Raw genomic sequence first — 23,473 nt, forward strand, 5'->3', positions numbered from 1 at the left:
CTATTGAATTGAACTGATTTTTTTCATAAGCTTTCATTATATTCTAGGAAAAAGGTCTTAAGAAATTCTTAAGAAACGATAAATTTACATGTAAGAGGCATGTTTAACTTTTTCCAGATGGATTAGCCGCGCTTCCTCATAGCCGACTAAAAACTCCCAATACTTTTATATTATGATATAATTAAAGCTGGCAAAGTTCAATGAGGATGGCCCGGACACGCTTTAAGCACCGCTTCTAGTCAATAAGGCCTACGGCCCCTTTTTACCCGCCATTTTGCCACCAGAAAGGAACTTGCGGATGATCATTGCATACGGATGCCTCGGCATTTTGTTTCTCTTTGTTGTTATAAAAATCGCCATCTACTTTAATAGGCAGAAGAAAGCTCCTACACCCGAGGATCTTGATGAGACCCTTCTGGCCATTTCCAATCCGCGGGGTGAACATTCATCATGAATAAGAAGAAACCGGTGCGCCTGCGCCCCTATTATAAGACGAAACATGCCTATGAAAAGTTAAGAGTTTGCAAACATTGCCGCTCTTTTACCGTGCTTTGGGAAGATAAATGCGCGAATTGCGGCAGGCATACGCTGATTCCTGTCATGGATCAGGCCCGCTTCAATGCCAAACGGTCCATGCAAAACGAACGGCTCATCGCCCTTCTGATCACGCTTGCTGCCGTGTTGTTCAGCCAAACCTTTCTACAGATCGTCCTCTGTCTCGTTGGCGGTTTTGCGCTGACGGCGCTGCTATGGTGGTTTCAGCGGCGGGTCATCGAATCCGAAACACGACGTCAGCTCGATAAGCTGCTGCGAAGCAGCGACCGCCGGATCATCGAAGGAATCTATATGAATCTCACCACCGCTTCTGCCGCCATCAAGGAAGATGAGCAGCTTGGGTACGAAATTTTACGGGAAATTGCCACGATCGTGCACAATGACCGGATTCGCCTGCAGCAGATCATGCTGCTTCAGACGTTCGTGCTCCGCAAAGATATGGAGCTGGAGCTTGAATCACTGATGCTGGACGGCTTTGAGCCTGCCCTCGCGGAATATATCGGCGAACTCGCCAAGGTCAAACGCGAGCTGATCAAGAGCACTGCCCTCAGGTACGTGCTCTTACATGAAAGGCAAATACTCCAAATGAAGGGCGGCGCCGGTATTCTGGCGGCTGTAGCGGGAGCTGCGGTGCGGATGAAGAAATACGTGGATTCCTATCCCGATTTCATTCTCCGTTATGTCCGTCAGCTTCCGAAAGACCGCTATCTCCGGTTGTACCAGCTGGTACGGCGTAGTCCGAATCAATCCTGGAACGGTCTGCGCGACGAAGTCTCGGCCATTTATAATGAAAAGTACCGCTGGGATCCCGAATTTCAAAACTGGGATTAGGCATGTGTCCAAATTCTATTAAAGAGGCCATAAATATATGACGATTATTCATGCGCAAACCCTGCGTAATTTTCTTATGAAGTCTGTTGAAATGGATGGAAGGAAGCGGCGGGGAATGGCAAGAGACCTGGCCAGCGGCCAGGTCTCTTTTACAAATAAGGAATTGCATCCGGTTTGAGCGCAAGACATGAACATGCCTGCTTGATCTACATCAGATTGACGATCTGCACCTGCTGCTGCAGCAGATATTCGATAAGGGTCGGCAGCAACCCCAGCGTTTCCTTGGATTCATGTAAGAGGATCACCGATCCGCCGGCTTGGGCTTGCTCGAGATAGCCGAGCACCTTTTGCGCATCATTCTTGGACTTCCAGTCCTCCGGGTCACGGTTCCAGAGCATGATTTTCATGTGAGCGGATTCGGCAATTTCTTTGGTATGAGCATTCATCGAACCATAGGGCGGCCTAAGCAGAACCACAGGCTTTGAAGTGATCTTCTCGATAAGTGTGCTGGTGTTGACGATTTCCGCTTTTTGCTTGTCCACTGACAGCTTCTGGAGATTGGGATGCGTCATGGAATGATTGCCGATGGAAAACCCGTTGTCGTCCACATATTTTACCGATTCGGGGAATTTCCTCACCTGTGTTCCGACGAAAAAAAACGTTCCCCCAACATGATAATCCCTTAACACATCAACGATACCTTTGGTATATTTGGACGGTCCGTCATCAAAGGTGATCGCGACCGAGTTTTTCGGGACACTGTAATTGACCTTCTTATCCATATTGACGGCCGCAGGTAAGGGTGTTTCCTCCTTGAGAGGAGTAGGCTGCGGCACTGCCGGCACTACCGCGGCAATCGGCTGAATTCGCTTTTCCGCTTGCTCCATCAAAGTGACTTGCCGATCTTCCAATGAGGGAGAGGAACTTGCTGGTTCCTTATTAGCCAGCACCTTCTCATTCATATGGGAGAAACCTGTAAAAGCAAGATAAAACAATAGAGGAACCGCAAGAAGAGCGGCAGCAAGTTGAATCCAAGTCCCGGGTTTGCGTCTCGTCCCGGCGGGTTCCGCCGCCTGAGCCGGCTCCTGTAACTCTTGGCTCTTCTTCGGGCCAGACGCTTCATGTATAAAAGAAGATACATTTCTCAATTCACTGAAATCGCTAATTTTCTTAAGGGCTCCAAGCTGCTTCGCGAACGATTCGGAACAACCAAACTTGACCGCCCTGCTCGAGCGTCTGCTATACTCGGTGATTTGAGCATAATACTGCTTATCCACGGGATTGCATTCGCTTAGAAAAGAGAGCCTGAATTTCACATCCGGGCTTATTGCTTCTGTCAATATATGATCGATATGATCCGCCGTGAAGGAATCGACTTTCCATATCAAAGCAGCCGATTGTCCATTGACGAAATCCACGTTCATCAAGCAAGCACCGGATTCGTTTTTTTCGATAGACCGGATTTCGATCCATTTTGTCAGATAGGATTGCAGCATGATACCAACCTCTCCTTTCCGTTTAAAAGTGTGCCTTTTATTCCGAAGGAGGAGTGAATGAGAAATTCATGCGCGCAGTGAAATCCGCAATCGTTTGCAGCAGATGGTTCTTTTCTTCCAAAACCTTTTGATGTTGGCTCTCGACCTGCTGGTTCTCGCTTTCCAAATCTCGAATCTTTTCTTCCAGTTCCTTGGTCTTTTTCATGCTTTCATATTGATAGTTCGAGAACTCTTCGTTAATCTTGACGTATTTATTCCGCTCTTTCTCTAACTGATACTTCAGGTTCTCGATGCCGGAATTGGAAGAGTTCTGATATTCTTTATAGTCTTCGAGAAGCTGGTCATAACTCATCTGCTTATGCGTCAGCTTGTCTTCAAGGCTTCTGAATTCTTTTTCCTTCTCAAGGATAAAGTGCTCCTTTTTACTCAGCTCGTTTTTAAGACGGTTCATCGATTCGAAGGCGCCTTGAAGCTGCTGTTCGTTATCCTTGTTTTTCAAGGAAGCAAGCTGACGGTCATTGAGCATATTCTCGACAGCGGCAATGAGGTCCATCGCCGCTTTGTCTTGCTCTAGCAACGAATAGTCCGTTTCCGCAGAGGCTTCGAGGCTGACGGCATCCGAATCCGTATCTTCTTGGACTTCGAGCGGTTCAGGTACAGTTCCCGTGCGAGTATTTAATATATTTTTAAGCCATCCTCTAGTTTTATACGTGGGGATCGATTTGCCATTCATGATGCATGTCTCCTCATTGATCAATTTATCAAGTCGAATCGTTTAGCATTTGACGCCTCGGCGAAAAATACTGCATTCTATTATTATCGGAATAAACGGAGCGAAATTTAGTGAATTAATGAGGTAAACCATGATCAAGAGCAAGATCTATGTCTGGACCCAGCGTCCAAATCCTATTAAAGAGGCCATAAATATATGACGATGAAACATGCGCTGACTTTGCGTAATCTTCTCATTTTGTTCTGTATCGCCATGCTGGTCCTGATCGGCCTGAAGGGAATCGATATCAACCGCAAGATGGCCTGGGTCGCCGAGGCAGAACGATATTATCAGCAAAAAGACCTCATACGCGCGGAGGAATGGTATCAAAAGGCGGACGGCAATACATCCATTCATTATAAAGAGACTTTGATTGCGAAGCGTTTGCGAGAGCTTGAGCCGATCACTCTGATGAAGCAGACACTCTCCCAGCTGGACCAGCGTGCGGAACGCACGGGCTCCGGGCAGGATTTTACCGGCTTCCTGCAGGTGTATCATGATCTGCAGAGCACGCAGAACAAATACATGAATACAGGGGATTCATTCTCTGCCTACTATCCGGAGATTTCTGCAAGTTTTGGGATCTCGGATGATATCACACGCTACTTCCAACAGTTTAAGGCATTGTTCTACAGCCAGCTCGATGACCGTCTGAACCAGGGCGAAACGGACGAAGCCTCACCGAAGTGGAATTTGCAGGCCATTCCGGACGCTTTTTTTGGTGGGACAACCGAGAAAAACAAACAGTTGACCGCCAAATTCAAGGATTTTGATGAAAGGCTGATGTCCAAACTGGCCGGAGACGGCAAGTTCCAAGATCTCCTGGATGTCTCGCAGTCGCTCATGAGCCAGTACCAAGGACGCGAGCTGAAGGCACCATGGGTTAAGACCAAAGCGGAAGAGCTCGCACGGATCATTCTGAAAAAGGATGTCGACGGCGACCAGATGGCGAATTATGCCCTCCATGCCAAAACCTATGAGACCTATGCCAAAAATACGGGAATCAAATCGAGTTTGCTGAGCGAAATCGACCGGCAAATCCGGAAATGGCTAACCGCTGCGCAGCGGAAAATAAAAAATAACGACTACGAAGGAGCCATTACCATCTATCAGGCGCTCTCCTCCTATCAGGACACGACCGCAGACGTGAAGAAGGCAATGCTCGCCTGGACGGTGCACGATCCGCTGCGGCTCTTGCAGCAGACCGATCAGACGAAGAACTACAGCCATGTCAGCGGCGGCGGCGACCGCTTCGGAGGCAATGCTTATGCGATCGGCTCGGATGACAGCAATACGGTATATTTCGCAAAAATGAATGAGGATGAGTCAGTCCAATTGCTGAGTACCCATGACTTCCCTTCCAACGTGAATATCCGCCAAATTTCTATTGAGAAGTCGCTCAGCACCAAGAGCGTACCGGTTATCCTCGTTGAAGGGGAATCCTCTTCAAGACAGGCACTTTATGCTGCTTTTGAAGTGCATGACAGCAATATAACCCAGCTCTTCATGTTCAACGCGGACGGTTACGAGGTGCAGCCAGACAAGTCGCTGCTCGTTACCCGCCCGGACGGCGTTGAAGGATCGGAGACCGCGGGAGCATCCCAGGCTGCCATCTATGCGCGCCAGGACAACAGCTATCAATTCATGGGCTTCCAAAAGGATTATACGGATATTGATGTCAATAACCTGCTGAGCTACTCCAACGAAAAAGTCCGCTTCACCTGCTATGTCGTTTATGGAGGCGAAGGCGATGCTCTTGCTCAAATGGGCGATTCTTACCTCAAGCTGCATGGCAGCTATACCTTCTATGACGGCATGAAAGTGACCGTAACCGGCCTCTTCAGCCAATTCGAGGATGTATACCCTGGCGGCGATCAGACGGGCGAAATGCTCACCGTTCCGGTGTTCGATGTGGAGAATATGGAGTAATACAAAAGGGCAATCCGAGAATCACTCTCGGATTGCCCTTTCTGCTTGTTCCAACATGCTGCTTTTGAAGCTCTATTTCACCGTTACAACTACCTTGGTGGATTTGCCGCCGAAAGTAACCGTAATCGTTGCTTTACCTTTGCCTGTCGCCTTGACCACGCCGTCTTTTACCGTCGCGCTCAGAATACGGGAAGACTTCCATAGCGCCGGCTTCGATACATCCGTTTCGCTTCCATCACTGTAGGTGGCGGTTGCGATCAGGTTAAATGTCTGGCCTACGCTCATATTCACGCTGACTTCGTTGGTTTGCAGGTACTTCAGGTTGTCCACTTCCACCGGAATGCGAAGGGTTTTACTTCCATACTTGGCCAGAATGGTTGTTTTTCCGCTGGATTGCGCCGTAACCTTACCGCCCGTTACGGTTGCGATCTTGTAGTTGGAAGAACTCCAGTCCGCTTTGTCACTGACATCCTTGGTGGAACCGTCGCTGAACGTTACGGTCACCGTTACGTTCTTCGCTTTCTCTTTGGCTGTGCCTGCGGTTTTCAACGAGATGAAATCCACATCTGCGTCAATCTTCGAGATCACATCGACTTCAATCGCAACGGTAACCTTCTTGCCGCCGTATTCCGCAGTGATGTTGGCTTTACCGCTCTTCATGCCGGTAACGACACCCTCGCCGTCCACGCTGGCCACCGAAGGGTTGCTTGACTTCCAGGTTGCTCTTTTGTTCAGGCCTTCTGCGGCTTCAGGATCGTTCACGGCGGACAAATCGATTGTCTTTTTATCCCCCGTCGACATGATGATCAGGCTTTGAGGAGAAGTCAGCTCACTGACCAATCCCACCTCGACTGTCATCGTGTAGGATTTGCCGTCGTACTTGCCTGTAATCGTGGCTGTACCTGCGCTGACGCCGGTAACGATGCCTTTGTCATCTACCTTGGCTACTTCATCCTTGCTGGAGCTCCATTCGACTTTATCCGTCACCTTCTCCGCAGGCTTGTCCGTGCCGTAGTCAAGGATGATGCTTGCCTCATACGTTCCTCCTACTTTCAAGGAAACCTTCTTGGAGGAGATCTCCACTTTCAACGGCATGTCGACCGCAACATGAGTTGTTACCGTTACGCCGCCGTAGGTTGCGCTAATGTCCGCTTCACCTTTTTTATAGGCTGTCAGCATTCCGTTTGATACATAAACAATATCTTCTTTGCTGGATTTCCACTCAGCCTTGCTTTGCACCTTCTCGACTTCGCCGTTCGCATAGGTTGCAGTCAGTTCGAGCTGTTTCGTTTTCGTACCGGTCAGACTGAGGGCTACCTTCTCCAGCATATCAAGATGGCGCGGAACATCTACGTCCACATTGATGGTTACGGTTTTTTCGCCGTATTTGGCTGTAATGACTGCCGCACCGGGTGCGTTGGCCGTCACAGATCCTTGCTTAACGAAGGCTACCTTCTCATTGCTGGATGTCCAGACAGCGTCCTTCGTAATATCTACCGGATCTTTATCCGGATAAACAGCTTCCAGCTTGATCGGGTTCTTCAGTGTCTCATTGGCATGCAGGAAAATATCCTGTTCGCTTGCCTGCAACCGAATTGTCTTGTCTACATCAACCTGAATCGTTGCTGTCTTGGTACCGTATTTGGCCGTAATTGTTGCCGAACCCGGGCCGTATGCGGTGATCTCGCCTTTGATAACATCGGCCACATCCGCACTGCTTGTGGACCATTCAGCTTGCGCAGCGACATCATTTTTGACATCCCCGTCAGGATAAGTTGCTTTCAGGGAAATTTGCACCGGTTTGTTCTCGCTGGCAAGCATGGACACCTGCGTCACGCTTGGATCCAGGCGTTTCACCAGCTCCACGCTCACCGGAATGGATACCGTTTGCTTGCCATAGGTTGCCGTAATGGTTGCCGTACCGGGACCATTCGGCTTCACCTTGCCGTTGACAACGGAGACGATACTGCTGTCATCCACGGTCCACTCGGCTTTATTCGATGCATCTGTATCCGTCGTGTTGTCGGTATAGGTTGCGGTCAGATGGATGGTCGGGCTGTCGCTCATTTTCAGATCCAGCTTCTGCACATCCTTGGTAAGAGCTTTGACCTTCTTCGTCACGTTCACAGATACCGATTCGGTTTCACTGCCATACTTGACCAAAATGGTCGAGTTGCCTTCCCCGACTGCAGTGATCGTACCGTTATATACCGTGGCTACCGCGTTGTTTTCGCTGGTCCAGGTTGCTTTTATCGTCACGTTTTCAGTTGAGTTGTCTTTATAAACGCCCGTCGCCGTCACAGATGCCGTATCGCCAATCTCCATGGTGACCTGGGATTTTGAGAGAACCAGCTTGGACAAATCGGCCGAGGTAGCCGCCCAAGTGACTCCGGAATATGCCATGCACAGCACCATCACCAGCGATATGACAAGCATCTTTTGAAGCTTCTTATGCAATGTTAATTCCCTCCAATTCCTGTTTTTATAAACACATCATACCTCACATATCGGTCATGCGGGGGCCGAATGTTAGCTTTTTTGTGTGTTTTTCGGGTTTTTTCGCGAAAACGAGGGATTTTGTCGAATGCTTCAACAATCGTTCTACGGGGTAATACATTAGTTGAAAAGTTCCAACCTAGAACAACTATCCTTCCGATTGCACGTCTATTATACATATGGAGGTGCCTACCCATGATCATATCCGACCATCCTTTAATGGGCAGAGCCGAAGCATTAACACGGGAGCATTTCGGCAGTCAGTCCCCGCTCACCGTCACGATCGGCATTCTGGAAAATGGCAACCAGTATTACTGGGGCCATGGTCAGCCGCAGGACTTCGATTATTCGTCGGCCATTTATGAAGCGGCATCGATAACCAAGGTTTTTATGGCAACACTGCTGTGCATACTGGAGCGGCAGGGCAAGCTGAAGCGGACCGACACCATCGGCAAATACATACCTGAATGTGCTGGTCATCGCAAAATCAGCGCAATCACCCTCGAACAGCTCTCTGCCCATACATCCGGGCTTCCCCGCCTTCCCGCGGGATTGAAATCTGTCATGACGAACAAACTTAACCCCTATGAGCATTATTCGGAAGAACATCTGCTGAAGGATTTGCAGAAATGCAGGCCGGCTTCTGCCGGGAGATTCGAGTACTCGAATCTGGGCGCAGGACTGCTCGGGTATATTCTAACGCGCTGCACTGGCCGTAGCCTGGGGGAGCTCGTGAAAGACGAGATTTGCGGACCTCTTTTCATGGAGGATACCGTGTTCGGGCTAAACCCGGCTCAGCAGGACAGACTGCTTCCGGTGTACACGGCGAATGGAAAAGAAGTCCCCCATTGGGACTTAGGCGTACTGGCAGGAGCCGGGGGCCTTCGCACCACAGCCAGAGATTTGCTGCAGTTTGCCAAGGCCAATATCGGCATGGGAGCTTCTGCCGTGACGACGGCCATGAAGGAGACTCAGAGGCCGGTGCACCGTATTCGCCGAAACGCCGAAGTCGGCATGGGCTGGATGATCCGGTCCGGCGTATATCATGACCGGATGCACTGGCATAATGGCGGAACCTATGGCTCCAGCAGCTTCATCGGCTTTCATAGGGAGAAAAATATGGCCGTCATTGTTCTTTCGAATAATGGCAGTTTCACGGTAGGCCCCTTTTCACTGCTTCGCGCACAGAAGAGACATGTCGACGAAATCGGCCTGGAACTGCTCCGGTCCATGACCAAAACGATAGATTAGTGAGTAAATTTTCACTTTTCTGTTACCGAAACACGCTTTCTTCCACTTCTATTTTGCATGTATGGTTAACGATAAGGTACTCATTCTCTGGAAATAAGGAGGACCATCATGCAGAAATGGATCGCAATCGGAATATTCGGAATTTTGTTACTTGGAGGTGCAGGCGCCGTGTGTGCTAAGATGCAGCAAACGCAGCCCCTTCATGCTCCTGCCGAACATGTTCTCCAATCATCCTGTGCGGACGGAGAATTGCCGAATTCCAGGAAAACAGCCGAAACCGACTTTGAAGTGGGAAGCAAAACAGTGCACCGAACGCACTTTTCCGCTGCCTACCCGCAGCTCAAAGGATTGACAAGCGGATTTCCCGAAGAAATGATCAATCAGGATCTGGAGAATATCATCCGAAAATACAGCGAGGACATGACTGCAGACGATACGCTAAAAGTGACTTATGAAGTCACCCGAAGCAGCGGAGAGTTTTATTCGTTTGTCTTCCATGGTACATTGACTCAAGGCATGCAAAACGGGACGGGAGGTGAATCTTTCCCTCTGCTTGAAGCATTGAATTACGATGCCGGGACAAAAATCAAGGTCACCGTTGAAAACCTCGTGAAGCACGACAAAGAATCGATGTCCGCCTTCGGCAAATTGTTCTCGGCTTACGCTGGCAACAATGCAGAGGCATTCGGTGATGGTATGGGTGTTTATTTTACGGACAACGATGTCGTCTTTTATTTTCTGAAAAATGATGCAGCCTTGGAATACACGCAGGTTCATGTTCCCTTGAAAGAGGCCAAGCCCTATTTCAACACGCCAATCCAGCCGCTCGAATAACATCGAACTGTTTGATTTGCCAATATGAGAATACCGATTTCCTACTATAGAAAAAAAAAGAGACTGTCAACCGCCAGGTTTAACTTCAAACCTTTTGGTAACAGTCTCTTTTTTTAGAGACAAGAAATATATACGTCAGAGGCTTAACATCCTTATCTCGCAAGTAAATGATTATTCCTTATCAGGCAGAGCACATGATCCGTCCTGGCAAGCCAGATCATCCGAGCCGCCTACCATGGTCAGCGGATGGTCTTCCTTCCAGATCTTCTCCAGCGCTTCCGCGAAGACGTCCTCTGGCTGAGCACCGGAAATACCGTATTTCTGGTTCACCACGAAGAACGGTACGCCCGAAATGCCAAGCTTGGTCGCCTGGCTTTCATCCTCGCGCACATCCGCCTCATAAGCATCGCTTTCGAGCATGTCTGCGGCAGCCTTGGTATCGAGTCCGATTTCTCCGGCAAGACGCGCCAGCGTGGCGCGGTCGCCCAGGTGCTCCGAATCGGTAAAGTATGCTTTAAACAGACGCTCAGTCATTTCATAACGCTTGCCTGATTCCCCTGCCCAATGCGTCAAACGATGGGCATCAAAGGTGTTCGTAACCTTCATCGTATCAAATCGATAGGTCAATCCTACCGCCTTCGCCTGCTCGGTCATATTTTCATTCATCGATTTTGCCTTTTCAACACTCATGCCGTACTTGGAAGCCAAGAGGGTATGCATATCATGCTCGTTCTCGCGGGGTGCATTCGGATCCAGCTCGAAGCTGCGGAACACGACCTCGACTTCATTTTTATGCTCGAATCGTTCCAAAGCCGCCTCAAACCGCCGCTTGCCGATGTAGCAGAATGGGCAGGCAAAGTCGGACCATACTTCAATTTTCATTTGAAATCCTCCTAAAGGTTTAGAATGTATGATGTGCTAACTGATACTTTTTTATGCACAGAATAGAGCAAAAAGAAAGGCAGGGTATCCCGCCAACTAACTGTAACTTCTATATATACATTATATAATGAGTGCCTGCGTTCTGCAACTTGAAAAGCCGCTGCAACGCAAGTGAAGCCCCCAAGATTTACCCTACCTGCTTATTATCCTACGGTAGGCGCCGCTGCAGGGATCGGCTCAGGCTCCACTGGTTCAACGAGCGCATGTCTTTCCCATTTCCTGCTCTTCCAGCGGAAATACATGATGACGGCGCGCGTCCATTCATCTGCCGCAATCGCAAGCCAGACCCCGGCCAGACCCAAATGAAGGCGGAATATAAGAAAATATCCGAGCGGCAGCGACATGCATACCATCGAAATCAGCCCCATATATACCGGGAACTTGGCATCGCCGGAAGCGCGAAGCGAATTAATAATGACAATGTTCACTGTCCGTCCCGTTTCGAGAAGAATGCTGAGCAAGATTACCTGTGCACCCATGCGGATGATGGCCATATTATCCGTGAACAGGCTCATCAGGGGAACACGGAATGCAATAATGATCAAGTCGATGACAACCGTTGCGGCCAGAGCCCATTTGACGCTTTGAAATACCCGCGTGTAAGCATCCTGGTTGCGGCGCGAGCCGACATAATGGCCGACAATGATCGCCGTGCCCATGCCGATGGCCATGCTGAACAAATAAATGTACATGGAAATATTGCTGGCATACTGCCGTGTAGCCATTGCCTCTGCGCCCAGATAGGTTACATAGAGGGTGAAGGTCAGCTGGCAGATCTGATATACGATATTTTCAAACGCCGATGGAATGCCGATACTGAGTATTTTACGGACATACTCTTTCGAGAGTCGGATGTAGTATTTCCATTCCACCCGCACGTCCATGACTCGGTACATCAACCAGAAGAAGATGAGCAAGCATGCCAGACGGCTGAATACCGTTGAGATGGCCGCACCTTCCACACCCATGGCAGGAAAGCCCCAGTGCCCGAAGATCAGCAAATAATTGCCGGCCACATGCAATATATTCATAAAAAGGGAAACAACCATCGTTTCTTTGGTAAACCCGTGCGTACGGATTGTTGCAGCCAGCGCATTGATGAGCGCCTGCAGGAAGATTCCGCCCCCGACAATCCGCATATACGACTGCGCATAGTCGAAAATCTCTCCATGCACATTCAGCAACTGCAGCATATACCCGCCCAGTCCGAGGAAAATAATGCTCAGGATCAGGCCGACGGCCAAATTCAGCGTCAGCGCATTTCCCGTTACCTTCGCTGCCTCAAGCTTTTTCTTGGAGCCCAGATACTGGGCAACGACGATGGCAGCCCCGCTTCCGATGACTTCAAGCAAAAGAATGGCGATCGATATAATCTGGTTCGCGGCGCCCACGCCGGATACGGCGTTATCTGACACCGAGCTAATCATGAACGTATCCACGCTGCCCATCAGCATGAACAGGAACAGCTCCAGAAAAATCGGCCAGGTCAAACGCACCAGGCTAAGACGACCCGCTTCTGACCGTTCGGACGAATCATTAACATGTGCGGTCATGAGTCAGAAATCACCCTTCTTCCTTATAAAATTATCTTTAAAACAAAGGTATGGTAGCACACTTTGCTCGAAAATACAGTCCTTTCGCGTAAATTCCTTGAAAGAATTTTCGTGAATTTCAGAGGGCTTGGACATCCGCCGCAACCCTTTCTGCGCAAGCCTTTGACAGACGTCCCGCATTTGCTTCAGAGATGGCATTCAAGGCAGCGCTTTCATTTTTCCAAAAAAACAGTTGATAATTGAGAAATCATCCTCTATGATAATCTCATCAGGCCGGATATGAAAATTAAAGCACTTTAACTTTTGTACATATTACATCCTATGAAACCTTTTATGAAGGGCACACTCTATTCTAAAAGTTAAAGCGTTATAATTTTTAGAACAAATAGAAAGGTTGGTGTTTCCGTGACCCATCGCGAAAGCCGGCGGCAGACATTTTATATGTACCTCTTCATTTCTCCATGGCTTATCGGTTTCCTGGTGTTTGCCTTGTATCCGATTCTGTCATCCCTGTATTACAGCTTCACGGACTATGACATTATCCACCCGCCAAAATATGTCGGACTCGCGAATTACAGCGAAATGTTTCACAATGATCTGTTTTGGAAATCCGTCGTCGTAACGGTGCGGTATACGTTTATCAGTGTACCGATTCAGCTGCTGCTGGCACTCGGATTCGCACTCCTGCTCAATACGAAAATACCGTTCCGCGGATTTTTCCGGACAGCGATGTATTTTCCGAGCATGGTCTCCGGCGTGGCGATGTCACTGTTGTGGTACTGGATTTTCAATCCATCGATCGGTCTGTTCAACTACGTGCTTTCCTGGTTCGGCGTCCCAGGACCATCTTGGCTCATGAGTCCTGATTACGCTCTTTACGCTTTGATGATTATGTCCTTCTGGACAGCAGGCTCAGGCATGATCCTGTTCCTTGCCGGGCTCCAGGGCGTGCCTGCAAGTCTCGTAGAGGCCGCCAAGCTAGATGGTGCCGGTCGATTCCGGATTTTCCTGAATGTGACGCTTCCGATGATTTCGCCAGTGCTGTTATTCCAGCTGATTATGGGTGTTATCGACTCCTTCCAGGTATTTACTCAAGCGTATGTCATGACCCAAGGCGGTCCAAACTACTCGACCTGGTTCTATGTTTACAACCTCTACACCAGCGCTTTCAAGGAATACCGGGCAGGCTACTCCTCCGCTCTCGCGTGGGTGCTGCTGATCGTCGTCATGCTGTTTACGGCGCTCATCATGAAATTCTCGAACCGTTACGTTCACTATGAAGGAGGGCGACGCTAGAATGAGTACGATCCCGGCTGCCGGCCCAGCGGCATCACCTTCTTCGAATAAACGCCGGCGCAAAATCGATGCCGTAAGCATTGCCAGCTTCATTGCTCTGGTGGTCACCACCTTTCTCATGCTCCTGCCATTGTTTTTCATGGTCTCGACCTCGTTAAAATCGAAAAAGGAACTTTTGAAGTTTCCGCCGACCTTTTTGCCGGAGTCTTGGCAATGGAGCAACTACAAAGAAATTTTCGACACGCTGAACTTCGGCCAAATGTATATGAACAGTCTCATTATCGGCATTTTGACCGTTGTCGGCACTCTGCTGTCGTCGGCGCTCGCGGGCTACGGCTTCGCCAGATACCGGGGCAAGGGCAGCAACCTGTGGTTCATGCTGATGCTCAGCACCATGATGCTTCCTTATCCGGCAATTATGATCCCGCAGTTCATTCTCTTTTCCAAGCTGAACTGGATCGATACGTTCCTGCCGCTGATCGTGCCTGCATTTTTCGGCTCGGCATATAACATCTTTTTGCTGCGCCAGTTCTTTTCCACGCTGCCGGATGAACTGTTTGACGCCGGGCGCATCGATGGCTGCAGCGAGCTGAGGATGTGGCGGCAGATTGCACTGCCTCTGTCAGGCCCGGCGCTTGCGACCGTTGCCATCTTTGCTTTCATTTACAGCTGGAACGACCTTCTGACACCCGTGCTCTACCTAAGCTCATCGGATAAATTCACGCTTCCGGTCGGTATGTCTTCCTTCACCTCGTCGCGGTTCCGCATTCCGCCGTGGCATCTGCTCATGGTTGCCTCCGTGCTGGCCATGCTGCCAATCGTCACCTTGTTTGCGATAGCCCAGAAACGGTTCGTTGAAGGAATTGTACTTACAGGCATCAAGTAAAGACCCCGCCGCAGCGGCGGCAATAAACTTGAATATATGGGGGACTGTCATTCATGAAAAAGAGAAGGATCAAAAAGACCTTTGCACTTCTGCTTGCGTCCAGCATGCTCGTCGTATTGGCACTGTCAGGCTGCAGCGGCGGCAAATCAGCGGGAGATGTGGCACCCGGTAACGACAGCGATAGCACCAAATCCGGCTCTTCGGGCGAGCAAGTAACGATTACGCATTACACCATGGACTCGGAAGACCGCACTTTTATTGAAAAGCTGGTTCCGGACTTTGAAGCGAAACATCCGAACATCAAGGTCAGAATAGAAAAGGCTCCATACGAGCAGTTTGACAGCAAGCTGCAAACGCTGATCGCCGGGGGTAAATCGCCTGACGTAACCAGCCACTACGGCTACGGCGGTTTTGCGGAATATTTCAACAAAGACATGCTGCTCGACATGAACGACATTATCAAGGAAGACGGATTTAAAGCAGCCGATTACAACATTCCGGAAGACCTGATGAAAATTTATACCGTCAAAGACCATGTATACGGTATTCCGGTCAATATGTACGTGACCCTGATGCTCTACAACAAAGACATGTTCGATGCTGCCAATGTTCCTTATCCTCCAAGCGATTATGAAGATAAGAGCTGGACGTTTGACAAAATGGTTGAAGACGCCAAAAAATTAACCCATGTGTCCGATGATATTGCCAAAACGCAGTATGGCGTCGACTTCACATGGTCCGAACGCGATATGCGTCCGCTGTATTTCGGCGTTGAGCCTTACTCCCAGGATACCTGGACCAACGGCGGTGTGCCTTCAGAGACACATTTTGATTCTCCCGAAGTCATCGCAACTTATAACAAACTGTTTAACCTGATTTTAAAAGATAAGGTTTCCCCAACAACGGAATGGAGCAAGAGCGTGGCAGGACAAAATGGCGATGCATTCGTAACCGGCAAGCTTGGCATGACCGTCAGCGGCTCTTGGAGCCTTGCCGGCTCCAACGACTTCCCATTCAAGGTTGGCGTGGCTGCAGTTCCTGCAGGCGGCAACGACAAGATCCGCAGCGTGCTTTTCGTGGATCCACTCTTGATTCTGAAGGGCTCCAAGCATCCGAAGGAAGCTTTTGAATGGATCAAATATTTGGTCAGCGAGGAAGTTCAGGAGAAGTCCATTGACCTGAGCGGCGGTAACCCTCCTGTAAATACGAAGGCAGCCGAAGCTTACTACAAACATTTTGACGGCATCGATCCGGAAGATGTGAAAAAGGTTTATGAAGGGGCTGTGAAATACGGCTTCGAATCCTATAACCACCTGATCACCAACTATTCGCAAATCAACGACATGTTCATCAACGAAATGCAGCCGATCGATACAGGTCACAAAACCGTTGAAGAAGTGATGCCGACCATTCAGAAGAAGGTCATGGAAATTATCAAACGTTAAAGCTAGACTTTTGTACCGTCCCGAAAGGGGCGGTGCATCTGTTAAATTAGCTTCGCGGCCAGGCCCCCGTACATGTATACTAGTGTTAAGTCAATGTTAACGTACGGAAAATCTGCCGCAAGGAGAATAAACAATGAAGGTTAGTATATTTGATGTTGCCAAAAAATCAGGACTGTCCGTTGTGACGGTCTCGCGGGTCTTAAACGGAGCCGAATCCGTCCGTGAGAAAAACAGGCAAAGGGTTCTGGAAGCCATTAAGGAGCTCGATTACCGCCCTAACGCCGCAGCCCGGAGTCTGGCCCGCGGCAAAACAGGAATCGTTGGTTTGATCGTGACGACACTCCAGGATTCCTTCTTCGACGCTGTCGTAAAGGAGCTGAATGAGGTTCTTGCGCTTCACGGCTATTTCCTCGCCGTTTCGGTCTCCACCGGCATCGGTTCCGATGAAGCCCATTACCTGATCCAGGAAGACCGGGTAGACGGTCTCATCCTCCTCTCTCCTATGGAAGAGGACAACTATATCGTGGAATTAAAACGGCGCAATATTCCTTATGTCCTGATTGACAACCAAAAGCCGGAGAATGACGCCTTTTCCGTGACGATAGACAACTACAAAGGCGGCTACGCCGCAACGAAGCACCTGCTCGACCAGGGCCATACTTCCATTGCGCATTTAAGCGGGCATAATATGTTCCGCAGTACGAGGGAACGCCGCAGCGGCTTCCTGCAGGCTCTTGAGGAAAAGAACTTGGCTCCGTTCGACATGATCACAGGCGAGTTCGAAATTGACTTTGGTTACGATATCTGCCGTAAATGGCTGCGGGAAGGACGACTTCCTTCCGCCGTATTCGCAGGCGATGACAATATCGCACTCGGGGTTGTGAACGCCCTTCTGGAAGAAGGCATCAAGGTGCCTGAACAGGTAGCTATCGTAGGTTATGACGATCAGCATATCTCATCCAAGCTGCATCCTCATCTGACAACGGTTCGTCAGCCCGCTGACCGGATTGGGGTTGCCGCAGCGGATATGCTGCTTAAACGCATGGACGGAACGATGAAACGCGGGGCCAATGTGCGGATCGACCCTGAACTTATCGTGAGAGAATCTACAGGTACCCCTGCAGAAGGTACGTCCGGATCATAAGGAAAACGTCTATCGACGTACTCTCAAAGGAGACAGACCGCATCAAGATGTTGTTTTTCTTGCGATATCAGGATGGTCTTGCTTCGAACTTTATACTTTCTGATATCTTAGAATACATCCTTATATATAGGAGTGACGACCATTGACTTACTACTTGGGAATCGATGGGGGAGGAACAAAAACATACGCTCTGCTGACCGATGACCGCGGCAATGTGCTTGGTAAAGGCGTAAGCGGCAACGGCAATCACCAGATTGACCGTGCCCTGGCCGCGCAAAGCATACAAGAAGCCGCGGAAGGCGCCCTGAGCGAGGCTGGACTGCGGATTCATGAAATCTCGCATGCCTATTTCGGACTCGCTGGCGCAGATCGGGAAGTGGATTATCGGATCCTGCATCCTTTGGTTCAGGAAATCGGGTTCAACCGGAATTACACGATCAATTGCGACACAATGATTGGCCTGCGCGCTGGTACGAATCGTCCTTACGGAGTCGCTCTGATCTGCGGCACAGGCACCAACTCAGCAGGCCGGAACCCGAAAGGAGAACATATTCAAGTCGGTGGCTTCGATTATATGTACGGTGATTTCGGCGGCGGCGGTTCCCTCAATATTGAGGTTTTCCGTTCCGTTATCCGTTCTTGGGATGGCCGTGAACAAGAGACGCTATTGACGCCGCTGCTGCTGAATTTCCTTGGATATGACAGCGTCGGCGATATGTTTGATGATTTCCAGGATCATGGCAAACATGTACCTGTGCATACGGCGAAGCTGCTCTTTGAAGCTGCTGCGGAGAATGACGATGTAGCTCTGGAAATTCTGCACCGCCAAGGCGTCGAGCTCGGTAAATCAGCGGCTGCCGTCATCCATAAATTAGGCATGGAAAAGGATACGTTTGACGTTGTTCTGGCGGGAAGTCTGCTAACACGCGGAGACCGCGGCTGGATCCGCGAAAAGGTTGAGCTGGCCGTAGCGGCTGCAGCACCGAAAGCTTCCGTTGTGACGCTGTCCACGGAACCTGTTGTCGGAGCATTGTGGTCTGCCATGGAGGCGGACGGACATGCGGTAACCCAGGAAGTGTATGACAAAATGCGGACCTTCCGCGATTTTGAACATATTAAACAAACGATAAAATAGACCCCCAAATATAAATCCAATTCTGACAAGACTGGAGTGTGCAAAAATGGCAAATGAACAAGGACTGAAAATAGCGGTAATCGGCGGTGGATCTTCCTATACTCCGGAGCTCGTTGAGGGATTCATCCTCCACCATGCGGAGCTCCCGGTACGGGAACTATGGCTGGTGGACATCGAGCCCGGACAGCGCAAGCTGAATATTGTCGGCAACTTGGCCAAACGCATGGTTGAGAAATCCGGTCTTCCGATCGAGGTTCATCTTACTCTGGACCGCCGCGAAGCGATTAAAGGTGCAGACTTCGTCAGCACTCAAATGCGCGTCGGCATGCTCGACGCCCGCGGCCGCGATGAGTCTATCCCTTTGAAATACGGCGTCATCGGCCAGGAAACCACCGGCCCCGGAGGCATGATGAAGGCGCTTCGGACGATCCCGGTCCTGCTCGACATCTGCCGCGATATCGAAGAACTGGCTCCCAATGCCTGGCTGTTGAACTTTACGAATCCTGCGGGCATGGTCACGGAAGCCATTCTGAAGTATTCCAACGTCAAGAGCATCGGCCTCTGTAATGCTCCGATTGGCTTGATCAAGCAAACCTCTGCCAAATACGGCGTAGAGGCTGATCGCATATATGCCGAGTTTGTCGGCCTGAACCATCTTCACTGGATTACTCGTATCGACGTGAACGGGGAAGACAAACTGGATGAAATGCTGGCCGATACGGCAGGCTACAGCGCGAAGAACGTGCCCGCACGGGAGTGGAATCCGGAATTCCTGCAATCTCTGCATGCCCTGCCTTCGTACTATTTGAAATACTTCTATATGACCGATGCCATGCTCGAAGAGCAGCTGGAATCCTTCAAAAAAGGCGGCAACCGTGCAGAAGTCGTTAAACGTGTAGAAGAGGAACTGTTCGAGTTGTACAATGATCCGGAGCTGAAGGATAAACCGAAGCAGCTGGAACAACGCGGCGGTGCCTTCTATTCCGAGGCAGCCGTTAACCTGATGCGTTCGCTCTATAACGGAACAAATGATATTCAGACGTTGAACGTGGCTAATCAGGGCATCATTGATTTCCTTCCGGACGATGCCAGCATTGAAGTGAACTGTGTGGTCACCAAGAACGGCCCGCTGCCGCTGCCGCTGACCAAAGTTCCTCCAATGGCTGTTGGACTTATCCATGCGGTCAAAACCTATGAGCGCCTCGCTATTGATGCTGCCATAACTGGCGATCGCGGCCTTGCCATCCAGGCACTTGCCCATCACCCTTTGGTGCCGTCCGTTGAAGTGGCCATTCAAATGCTGGATGAGATGCTCGAAGCCAATAAGGAATATCTGCCTCAATTCTATAAAGAATCGGCTGCTTTATAGAACGCCTGATACGGTCATTATTCATACCGTGCTCTTACATGAAACAAAACCGCCCTGCCCAAGAATTCCTGGAGCAGGGCGGTTTTCGTTTGCGGGCATGCTTCAATTTATTTCACTTGCTCAAACAAATCGTTAAAAATCTCGCTCATTGTCGGATGCGTAAAAATATGATCTCTGAGGAATGTGTACTTCTGCCCTGTCTGCATGGCGATTTGAGCGATATTAATGATTTCGCTGGATTCCGTGCAAAAAAGCGCACATCCTAGAATTTGTTCCGTCTCCGCGTCCACGACTGCCTTTAAGATCCCTTCCGTTTCTTTCATCAATTGAGCACGCGGGCTGGCAGCGACAGGCATCTTGGCAATTTTGATCTGGAAACCCTGCTTCCGGGCTTCCTCCTCCGTCAACCCAACCCGCGATAAGGGAGGATCAATGAACACGGAATATGGAATATTCACCCGGTCCTCCGTATTCCTCGTTCCATCACCAAACAGCTGGTCTTTAACGATCCGGTAATCATCCAGCGAAATATAGGTAAACTGCGGTCCACCCTTCACGTCTCCCATCGCCCAAATCCGCGGAACGCTGGTTTGAAGATGCTTATCCACCTGAATGGCGCCCTTCTCATCCAGCGTCACGCCTGCTTTATCCAAATGCAAACCCTCTGTATTAGGCTTTCTGCCGGTAGCCAAGAGAATTGCATCCGTTTGAACGGTTTCAGGGTGCTCTCCATCAAGCAAATAGATGACCTGCGCCCCTCCTTCCATGTCCTTGACGGACTGGACTTTCGCGTTTGACTGATACTGAATCCCTTTATCTTCAAGCGTTTTTAATATCTCTTCGGCAATATCGCGATCCTCACGTCCCAAAAATTCCTTGGCACCATCAAGAACCGTCACTTCTGATCCGAAATTGGCATACATCGATGCGAATTCCAGGCCGATATACCCGCCGCCAACGATCACCAGACGTTTTGGAAGCTCCGTTTGTTCCATGAGCGTGGTGCTATCGTATACGCGATGGCATTCGCCTATTCCCTCGATATTCGGAACGATTGGAACAGCGCCTGTATTAATAAAAATCCGCTCGGCCGTGAGAATAATGGTTTCATCCTGCATTTCCACTTTCACTTCACGGGAGGACTCAAAGCTTGCTTTGCCCGTAAAAACGGTCATTCCCCCTTTATCGCTAAGTTTGTGATAATTTTTAGAGCGTAAAGAGGACACCAGCTCGTCCTTGCTTGAAATGGCTTTGTGGTAATACGCCTTCTGATTCTGAAAAGACTCACGATGGAAGCTCTCGGCATGCTCGGATTGGTACGCCAGCGATTTGGATGGAATACAAGCGATATTAATGCAGGTCCCACCATACATGTTAGCCGACTGTTCGATCATCGCAACCTTCCATCCTTGCCCCTCCATCGCACCTGCGAGCGTTTTTCCGCCTTTGCCAAAACCGATAATAATAGCGTCATACTTATTCATCGAATTCTCTCCTTTCTTCGTAGCTTTGCCAAATTTACACTATTCCATTAAGATGCCCATCCCTACGATTACCCCAATAAAAAAGAAGTGTAACTATGAAAGTTACACTCCATCCCGAAACTTAGTCTATATTTATATGTTCTTATTTATCCCGGATACTTCTGTTGGAAGCATCCGTCTTCCCGCTCCGCGAACCAGAAGCAAATAACAAAGCACGGAACAGACATCTGCGAAAGCGATCACGATCCCCATGGGAACCGCCGAGGTACTGCCGCCAATGCCCACCAAAGGACTGACAATCCCGCCGAAAATATAAGATAAAAGTCCGAGCAGGGCCGATGCGCTTCCTGCCGCATGTCCGTAATCCTGCAATGCAAGCGAGGAGCCTGCGGTACCTACAATCCCGACACAGGAAACCACAATGAAGAGCGGCGGCAAAATCGCGGCGAGCGGAGCTTTCGCAGCCAACAGAACCAAAAGCGACATCCCCCCGATGGTTGCCAGTGTAATGCCCGTTACAAGCAGCTTCTTCTCGCTAACCCGCCCGGCAAGGCGCCCTGTAATTTGTCCTGCGATAATGATGCCAAGTCCGTTCATAGCGAAAATTAGACTGAACATTTGCGGGCTTACCCCGTAAATGTTCTGAAGCACAAACGGCGATCCCGAAATATATGCGAACATGGCTGCCGAAATAAATCCCGAGCTTAAGGCAAGTCCCATGAATTTACGGTCTTTGAACAGTACGCCAAAGGTTTTCAACGTATTTTTCGTGCCGCCGCTCGAGCGTTTTCCAGCTGCGAGCGTCTCCGGCAAGCCAAAAAGCACCGCTAGCAGCATCACAATGCCAATAGCCGCCAATACGATAAAAACTCCCCTCCATGAAGTCACCTGCAGCAGCTGACCTCCGACAATGGGGGATAGAATCGGTGCCGCGCCGTTAACCAGCATCAGCATGGAAAAGAACTTAGTCAGCTCTGATCCGGAATACATATCCCTGACGATCGCACGCGAAATGACGATGCCGGCGGAACCGGCAATTCCTTGAATGAAGCGGAGAACGATCAGCATCTCAATTGAAGTGCTGAATGCGCATAATAAAGATGAAATCCCGTATACGACCATACCGATCAGCAGCGGAATGCGCCGTCCACGCACATCACTCAAAGGCCCGGCAAGCAGTTGACCCACCGAAAGCCCGATCAGGCATGAAGTCAGGCTGAGTTGCGTAAGCGATGTTGTTGTATGCATCGTATTCGCCAGGCTTGGCAGCGCAGGTAAATACATATCCAGCGAAAAGGGTCCGAAGGCAGATAACGCCCCCAGCACGATAATCATCCAAAGCCGGCTTGTGCTGGGACGCGCGGGCAGTTCCTCTTGGCTTCTTCGGACGGTCTGTGATTGTTTATTCATAACGATTGTCTTAGTTCCCCCTTATATCCTTTACAGCACGAGCTCTGCGAGCGTTTCATGCCATCGCCGGAGGACGGACTCCTCTTCCTTCAGATCGATCTGTATCCCCGTGGTAATATCGGCGTAAGCTGCAACATCTGATCTGACCGCCACAATATCAGCCTCGAACCGTTCACGTGGATGCTTGGCGGCAGGCAGGACCGGCAGCCGCTTCAACGACAGCTTGATATAATGCGCAGCCCCCGCGTAGATGAATGCCAAGGTGGCTTTTTCGGTTCGAATGAGATTGCGCGTCGTCGTCGTACCGGACCACATGGCCAATCTCACCCGCTTGGAGCCCAACGCGATCACTTCACCTACACTGATCATGGCCGTATGAGGCCAACCTTCTTCAGTGACGGTCATCAGCATCATGGCTTCATGCTGCTTAGTCACAAGCTCCTTTCCGTTCAACAGCTCGTACAATGCATCGGAAAGCTCATGTCTTTGCATCCGCTCCATAGGATGGAATCCCTCCTCCTCCGTTTGTTTCACTCTATTGTAGCCTATTTCACCTTTGAAAAAGAACCCTTAATATTTTCATATGGCGGGCTTTGCTGGATAGCGGGAAACGAGAAAAAAGCCCAACCGGAAATTCCGGCCAGG

Annotated in this window: 19 protein-coding genes; 11 read left to right on the top strand and 8 right to left on the bottom strand. The window is 49.8% G+C overall.

Features of this window, described 5'->3' with window-relative positions; genetic code table 11:
- Positions 1 to 450 precede the first annotated feature (450 nt).
- A complete protein-coding gene (locus tag GRF59_RS20230) occupies positions 451 to 1,386 on the top strand; it encodes a hypothetical protein (protein ID WP_160499523.1) in 936 nt (311 codons plus the stop codon).
- 37 nt (positions 1,387 to 1,423) lie between these two features.
- A complete protein-coding gene (locus tag GRF59_RS20235; protein WP_160499524.1) occupies positions 1,424 to 1,564 on the top strand; it encodes a hypothetical protein in 141 nt (46 codons plus the stop codon).
- Between the two features lie 28 nt (positions 1,565 to 1,592).
- Here the strand turns inward: GRF59_RS20235 and GRF59_RS20240 are convergent, their stop codons facing one another.
- Complete coding sequence (locus GRF59_RS20240) at positions 1,593 to 2,882, bottom strand: polysaccharide deacetylase family protein (RefSeq protein ID WP_160499525.1); 1,290 nt, start codon at positions 2,880 to 2,882, stop codon at positions 1,593 to 1,595.
- A 37-nt stretch (positions 2,883 to 2,919) separates the two neighbouring features.
- Positions 2,920 to 3,615 carry a hypothetical protein gene (locus GRF59_RS20245; RefSeq protein ID WP_160499526.1) on the bottom strand — a complete coding sequence of 232 codons (696 nt, stop codon included), beginning with the start codon at positions 3,613 to 3,615 and terminating at the stop codon, positions 2,920 to 2,922.
- Between the two features lie 195 nt (positions 3,616 to 3,810).
- Between GRF59_RS20245 and GRF59_RS20250 the strand changes: the two genes are divergently transcribed.
- Positions 3,811 to 5,583 carry a hypothetical protein gene (locus GRF59_RS20250; protein WP_160499527.1) on the top strand — a complete coding sequence of 591 codons (1,773 nt, stop codon included), beginning with the start codon at positions 3,811 to 3,813 and terminating at the stop codon, positions 5,581 to 5,583.
- Between the two features lie 72 nt (positions 5,584 to 5,655).
- Here the strand turns inward: GRF59_RS20250 and GRF59_RS20255 are convergent, their stop codons facing one another.
- Complete coding sequence (locus tag GRF59_RS20255) at positions 5,656 to 8,040, bottom strand: Ig-like domain-containing protein (protein ID WP_237391931.1); 2,385 nt, start codon at positions 8,038 to 8,040, stop codon at positions 5,656 to 5,658.
- Between the two features lie 234 nt (positions 8,041 to 8,274).
- Here GRF59_RS20255 and GRF59_RS20260 point away from each other — a divergent pair, with 234 nt between their 5' ends.
- Together GRF59_RS20260 and GRF59_RS20265 are read left to right on the top strand one after the other, a co-directional pair.
- Complete coding sequence (locus tag GRF59_RS20260; RefSeq protein ID WP_160499528.1) at positions 8,275 to 9,330, top strand: serine hydrolase domain-containing protein; 1,056 nt, start codon at positions 8,275 to 8,277, stop codon at positions 9,328 to 9,330.
- Between the two features lie 108 nt (positions 9,331 to 9,438).
- Complete coding sequence (locus GRF59_RS20265; RefSeq protein WP_160499529.1) at positions 9,439 to 10,164, top strand: hypothetical protein; 726 nt, start codon at positions 9,439 to 9,441, stop codon at positions 10,162 to 10,164.
- A 171-nt stretch (positions 10,165 to 10,335) separates the two neighbouring features.
- Here GRF59_RS20265 and GRF59_RS20270 read toward each other — a convergent pair whose 3' ends face one another.
- Both GRF59_RS20270 and GRF59_RS20275 read right to left on the bottom strand, forming a co-directional pair.
- A complete protein-coding gene (locus tag GRF59_RS20270) occupies positions 10,336 to 11,046 on the bottom strand; it encodes a DsbA family oxidoreductase (protein ID WP_160499530.1) in 711 nt (236 codons plus the stop codon).
- A gap of 203 nt (positions 11,047 to 11,249) precedes the next feature.
- Positions 11,250 to 12,659 carry an MATE family efflux transporter gene (locus GRF59_RS20275; protein ID WP_160499531.1) on the bottom strand — a complete coding sequence of 470 codons (1,410 nt, stop codon included), beginning with the start codon at positions 12,657 to 12,659 and terminating at the stop codon, positions 11,250 to 11,252.
- Between the two features lie 441 nt (positions 12,660 to 13,100).
- Here GRF59_RS20275 and GRF59_RS20280 point away from each other — a divergent pair, with 441 nt between their 5' ends.
- The 6 genes from GRF59_RS20280 to GRF59_RS20305 all read left to right on the top strand — a co-directional run bounded on the left by GRF59_RS20280 (position 13,101) and on the right by GRF59_RS20305 (position 19,934).
- Positions 13,101 to 13,955 carry a carbohydrate ABC transporter permease gene (locus GRF59_RS20280; protein WP_202128773.1) on the top strand — a complete coding sequence of 285 codons (855 nt, stop codon included), beginning with the start codon at positions 13,101 to 13,103 and terminating at the stop codon, positions 13,953 to 13,955.
- Position 13,956: 1 nt separating this feature from the next.
- On the top strand, positions 13,957 to 14,841 hold the full coding sequence (locus tag GRF59_RS20285) for a carbohydrate ABC transporter permease (protein ID WP_160499533.1): 885 nt from the start codon (positions 13,957 to 13,959) through the stop codon (positions 14,839 to 14,841).
- A gap of 53 nt (positions 14,842 to 14,894) precedes the next feature.
- Entirely contained in the window at positions 14,895 to 16,286 is a 1,392-nt protein-coding gene (locus GRF59_RS20290) for an ABC transporter substrate-binding protein (protein WP_160499534.1), read from the top strand.
- A gap of 133 nt (positions 16,287 to 16,419) precedes the next feature.
- Entirely contained in the window at positions 16,420 to 17,430 is a 1,011-nt protein-coding gene (locus tag GRF59_RS20295; RefSeq protein WP_160499535.1) for a LacI family DNA-binding transcriptional regulator, read from the top strand.
- Positions 17,431 to 17,572: 142 nt separating this feature from the next.
- The gene (locus tag GRF59_RS20300) at positions 17,573 to 18,565 is read left to right on the top strand and encodes an N-acetylglucosamine kinase (protein WP_160499536.1); all 993 of its coding nucleotides are present in this window, start codon (positions 17,573 to 17,575) and stop codon (positions 18,563 to 18,565) included.
- A 46-nt stretch (positions 18,566 to 18,611) separates the two neighbouring features.
- Entirely contained in the window at positions 18,612 to 19,934 is a 1,323-nt protein-coding gene (locus GRF59_RS20305; protein WP_160499537.1) for a 6-phospho-beta-glucosidase, read from the top strand.
- A gap of 107 nt (positions 19,935 to 20,041) precedes the next feature.
- Here GRF59_RS20305 and GRF59_RS20310 read toward each other — a convergent pair whose 3' ends face one another.
- The 3 genes from GRF59_RS20310 to GRF59_RS20320 all read right to left on the bottom strand — a co-directional run bounded on the left by GRF59_RS20310 (position 20,042) and on the right by GRF59_RS20320 (position 23,320).
- Positions 20,042 to 21,418, bottom strand: a complete 1,377-nt coding sequence (locus GRF59_RS20310) for an FAD-dependent oxidoreductase (protein ID WP_160499538.1) — start codon at positions 21,416 to 21,418, stop codon at positions 20,042 to 20,044.
- A gap of 132 nt (positions 21,419 to 21,550) precedes the next feature.
- Positions 21,551 to 22,828, bottom strand: a complete 1,278-nt coding sequence (locus GRF59_RS20315; protein WP_160499539.1) for a multidrug effflux MFS transporter — start codon at positions 22,826 to 22,828, stop codon at positions 21,551 to 21,553.
- Between the two features lie 30 nt (positions 22,829 to 22,858).
- Complete coding sequence (locus GRF59_RS20320; protein ID WP_160499738.1) at positions 22,859 to 23,320, bottom strand: PNPOx family protein; 462 nt, start codon at positions 23,318 to 23,320, stop codon at positions 22,859 to 22,861.
- Between the last annotated feature and the right edge of the window lie 153 nt (positions 23,321 to 23,473).

Source organism: Paenibacillus dendrobii, from assembly GCF_009807035.1.
GTDB lineage: Bacteria > Bacillota > Bacilli > Paenibacillales > Paenibacillaceae > Paenibacillus_AQ > Paenibacillus_AQ dendrobii.